This is a genomic window from Wolbachia endosymbiont of Cylisticus convexus, from assembly GCF_003344345.1.
In genome coordinates this window covers 1-4,547 of sequence record NZ_QPIP01000094.1, presented here as the reverse complement: position 1 = coordinate 4,547, position 4,547 = coordinate 1, and the positions used below count along the sequence as shown (strand labels likewise).

Annotated in this window: 4 protein-coding genes and 1 pseudogene; 1 reads left to right on the top strand and 4 read right to left on the bottom strand. The window is 34.1% G+C overall.

All coding sequences use genetic code 11. From position 1 onward, the window contains the following. From Wcon_RS08015 to Wcon_RS08000, 4 genes and pseudogenes are all read right to left on the bottom strand, one after another. On the bottom strand, positions 1-628 hold a 628-nt coding region (locus tag Wcon_RS08015), incomplete at its 3' end, for a helix-turn-helix domain-containing protein (RefSeq protein WP_114517808.1). Positions 629-660: 32 nt separating this feature from the next. Next, the gene (wmk, locus tag Wcon_RS08010; RefSeq protein ID WP_114517807.1) at positions 661-1,566 is read right to left on the bottom strand and encodes a WO male-killing family protein Wmk; all 906 of its coding nucleotides are present in this window, start codon (positions 1,564-1,566) and stop codon (positions 661-663) included. A gap of 112 nt (positions 1,567-1,678) precedes the next feature. Beyond that, entirely contained in the window at positions 1,679-2,647 is a 969-nt protein-coding gene (locus tag Wcon_RS08005) for a transposase (RefSeq protein WP_114517806.1), read from the bottom strand. Positions 2,648-2,836: 189 nt separating this feature from the next. Continuing rightward, a pseudogene (locus Wcon_RS08000) lies at positions 2,837-3,155 on the bottom strand (hypothetical protein); the annotation flags it as partial. Positions 3,156-3,368: 213 nt separating this feature from the next. On the opposite strand from Wcon_RS08000, the gene Wcon_RS07995 reads away from it, so the two are divergent. Continuing rightward, a complete protein-coding gene (locus Wcon_RS07995; RefSeq protein ID WP_063630491.1) occupies positions 3,369-4,316 on the top strand; it encodes an IS110 family RNA-guided transposase in 948 nt (315 codons plus the stop codon). The last annotated feature ends 231 nt before the right edge of the window (positions 4,317-4,547 follow it).

The following is a 4,547-nucleotide window of genomic DNA, read 5'->3' as shown; positions in this document are numbered from 1 at the left end:
ATATGGCAGTGTATCCTATTTCATACTCGTGTATTTCCTTGAGTGTTAAACCAACTTTGTTTGCTAAATCTTTTTGAGTATACCTTTTTATCAATCTCCATTCTCTTATTCTTTGCCCTACTCTGTAGTATACAGAATCAGTGCAGACTTCTTTCTCTGTATTATCATACTCGTAAATAGATAAGCCGGTTGCTTGGGAAATTATGTCAACTGAAACTCCTTCTTTAACTAGATTTTTTGCTACTTCTAATCTTGCCTCCTCTTGATTGATTTTCTCGCTAATATGAACAAACCTGACTAATGAAGGTACTATTTTGCCTAACTTTTGATTCTCATATATTTTTGTTAGATAGAGTATTTCTTCGTCTTCATCTTTATACTCTCTTACTATTACTGATTCAGGTAGCAGATCTGTAACAGTAGCTGATAATGCTTTTGCTATTATATATAATACTTCAACAGGAATAGCGCTATAGCCATTTTCATAGCTGTTCACTTCTTGGTATGTTAAACCTATTTGACCTGCTAATCCTATTTGAGTATGACCTCGCATTAACCTACAATTTTCTATTTTTTGCCCTATTCCATAACTAACATTGCTTGCAGAAACAAACACATATACCTCCATTTAAAACTTTATTGCTATAATTTTTCCACGAGCTACCCATCTAAAACTATATCAACAGGTAAACCTACCGCTTGCAAAATAATATCAACAGGAATTCCCCCTTTTACTAAGTCCCTTGCAACTTTGATTCTTTCCGCTTTCCTCACTTTTTCTTCACAACCTTCAAACAAAGATTTTATTAATGCATTACGTAGTTCTTGGCTCTCAATTTCTTTGTATTCTTTAATCAAATCAGGTACCACTTTATTATCTGCATCTTCTGTTAGCTCAAGTAGGTCCATGATATTAATCGATAACGCCTTTGCTATCTCATATAATCTTCCCAGTGGAACAGCAGTCCTTCCTTGTTCATAGTTGCTTATTTCATCACGTGTTGTAATCATTTTTTCTGCTAAATCCTTCTGAGTATACTCTCTCACTAGCCTCCATTCTTTTATCTTTTTTCCTATTTGGTAGTAGATAGAACCAACTTTTTCTTCAACACATTCATCAGCAGAGAGACCAATTGTTTTTGCAACAATATCAACAGAAACTCCTGCTTTAACCAGACCCTTTGCAATTTTTACTTTCTCTGCTTTCCTACTACTTTTTTCACTGACTTGGACAAATTTGGTTAGCAAACAAAACATCTTACGTAACTCCTGATCATTAATCTTTTTATATTCTCTTACTAGATTCAGTATTTCTTCCCCTTCATCTTCAAAACAGCTTTTTGATACAGGAATAAGATCCGTAATACTGATTGATAGTGCCTCAGCTATAGCATATAACCTTTCAATCGAAATTCTACGATTCCCTTTCTCATATTGCAGTATTACCCAATACTTTACACCAATTTTCTCTGCTAAATCTTTCTGAGTATAACCTCGCTCTAACCTCCAATTTTTTACTTTTTTCCCTACTTCATAGTCTAGACTTCTTTCCACGAAAAGAACCATACATATAATATTTTCTACTATAGCTCAAAGGCTCCAGTAAACTCTGAAACCTTAAAGTTGTCTATAGATTAATTAAAGCCCCCTAAAAGATACTGTCCTTCACGTCAACAAGTTATTTAACTAAATTACAATCAAACGGTTGATTATTTTTTAGAATACCAAAAAACACATGCATTAGCTTTCTCATTAATGCAACAACTATAACCATTGGAAGTTTTCCTTTATTTTTCAAACGTTGGCAAAACTTTTGAAAGTAAGAATTATAATTCTTTACTACTATAGCTGGCATATAAAGAGCTTTACGAATACGCTCTGATCCTATTTTACATATTCGACTTTTTTTATTTACGGATGAACCTGATTGGTAATGCTCAGGATTTAGACCAGCAAAAGCTGTAAATTGCCTAGCATTATCAAAATTATCAACAAGTGGCATTTCTGCAATCACAGCAATAGCAGTAAGATACCCTATACCTTTTATGGTCTTGATGTTTTCTACCATATTTTTTAGGTGTGAGTAATTATTAACATGCTCATTAATTTCTTCCTCTATAGCAGAAATTTCTGTTTCTATTGTAGCAATTACCTTAAGTACAGCTTGCTTACAACGAGAATCCATATTTTTATTTTCCAAGCGATTCATTTGTTGTAACTTGTCGTCTTTAAGTGCTTGCAAACAACGATAGAGATCTCTTAAACGCCTAACTTCAGGAGGAGTAGGTTTCCAAAGATTAGGTTTATTGGCAATACAAAACCTGGCAATCTTGGCAGCATCTGATTTGTCTGTTTTGTTTCGAAGTAGCTCACTTTTGCCAAAAGCTTTGATTTGAGCTGGGTTTATCAAACTTACATTATGTCCCAGATCATACATAAAATTCACTATATCTTCACTATAACAACTTGTTGCTTCCAGACATAGATGAAAAAAATCTACTCCATGTCTATTGCACCAAGCTACAAGTTTTGCAAAACCTTCTTGATTATTATGAAAAACTTTATGTCGCTCTTTACTGCCTATCAATAAACAAACATCAAATTTTTTTTTAGCAATATCTACACCTAAAATAACATTTGTTTGCATAAACCAGCCTCCAAAACTATAAATAAAGTTGAGAGTTAGACTAACCTTGTGATACGGGATATAATTACAAAGATACTGTTCAGTCTTTTAACTCTATATGGGAAGGGAGCAAAATCTTTTCGTCAGCCTTTTTGGCATAAGTTTCTTTTCGGCTTCACCTTCCCTGCAAGACATTTTAGCTACAATGCCTTACTCCTTGAAGATACAAGTTTCTTTACTACCTCCACATACCCTATTTACCCATGAAGACAATACTTCATCATTGCTAATCTCTTTTATAGCATACTTTTCACTCCATATGCCACATCTAGTGAAACTACCTCTTTCTACCGCTTCTTTAAGTTTCACTCCCCCAAAAAGGCAGTTTTTTCCTATTTCTTCTCCTCTTTGTTGTAATTCAGCCCACATTTCCTTGTTTTCTACTCTCACTTGTACTTGATCATATTTTTTTTACATCTTGGTACAATATAATATTTAGCTTACCAAGGCTTGTAGGAAATTGTAAGATGGAAATGTGATATAAAAGAGATAAGAGAGAAAGATAACCCTGCTCACTAGGAATAGGGCTACCACGGGCGTGTGCGACCGGGAGGAAATTGGTATTACAACCGTTAGATCAAGGTACACTAGCCCTATCTCTCGATACGTTTGAATAGTTGTGTGGGACATACATATGCACCCGTTTACAATCTTAAATTAACTAAAACTAATCGAGGTTATTATGATTACATCTTATCAAAATTTTATTGGCATTGATATCGGAAAATTTAAAAATGTTGCTGCAGTTCACAACCAAAAGAACACTATCAAGTTTGATAATAATGCTGCTGGTTGGCAACAATTGTTTCAAAATTTTTCAAATATTCTACCTAATTCTTTTGTAACTTTGGAAAATACAGGAAAATATGAGCTTGGCTTAGCACACTTTCTGGTTGATAAGAATGTTGCTGTACATCGAGCTAATACTCGCAAAGTAAAAAGCTTTACCTTATCTCATGGAATTTTAGCAAAGTCTGATCAATCAGATGCAAGAGCCCTTGCTCAATATGGATTTGAGCGTTATAGTACTCTATCTCTATTTGTGCCTATGTCAAAAGAACAAACAGCCTTAGCTGCACTTTGTCAACGTCGTGATGACCTTACACAAATAAGAGCTCAAGAGAAATGTAGACTGAAAGCACCTGAAAACGACTATATAAAAGAAAGTTGCCAAAAAACTATTGACTTTTTTAACAGTCAAATAGATGAGCTCAATGATGCCATACAAAAAATTATCGATGAGAATCCAGAGTTAAAAAAGCGCCAAAAAATCATAAGAACAGTACCAGGAATAGGTAAAAAGTTATCACAAGATTTTGTATGCTTGATGCCAGAACTTGGCTACTTAAGCAGGCAAGAAGTTGCTAGTCTTGCTGGAGTTGCCCCGCATCCAAAAGAAAGTGGTAAAGCTATTGGTTATCGCAGAATAAGTGGTGGCAGAAGGAACGTTCGTGAAAAGCTTTTTACATCTGCGATGGCTGCTTCAAGGACTAAATCTGCACTTGGTGCTTTTTATTCTGCTCTCATTGGTAGAGGTAAAAAGAAGATGGTAGTCATAACAGCTCTAATGCGCAAAATTATAGTGATTGCTAATGCAAGGCTTAAAGAAGCAATTAACGCAAATTTTTAAAATCTGCATAAGAAAATAGGTTAATGAATATGCGCGCCACACAAATTTAAAGCACATATTCATTAATCATAAGATCTAAGCAGTGGTAGTTGTTTGATATAAATTTCTTTCTGTAATGAACTAGGGTTTTTATTGCCAAAAATACGTTTTTCAATTGAATAAGAATACAAAACTATAAATAAGAGTTGTAATAAGACTAAATTCAAAAAATTTTAAAAAACATAGTTGATG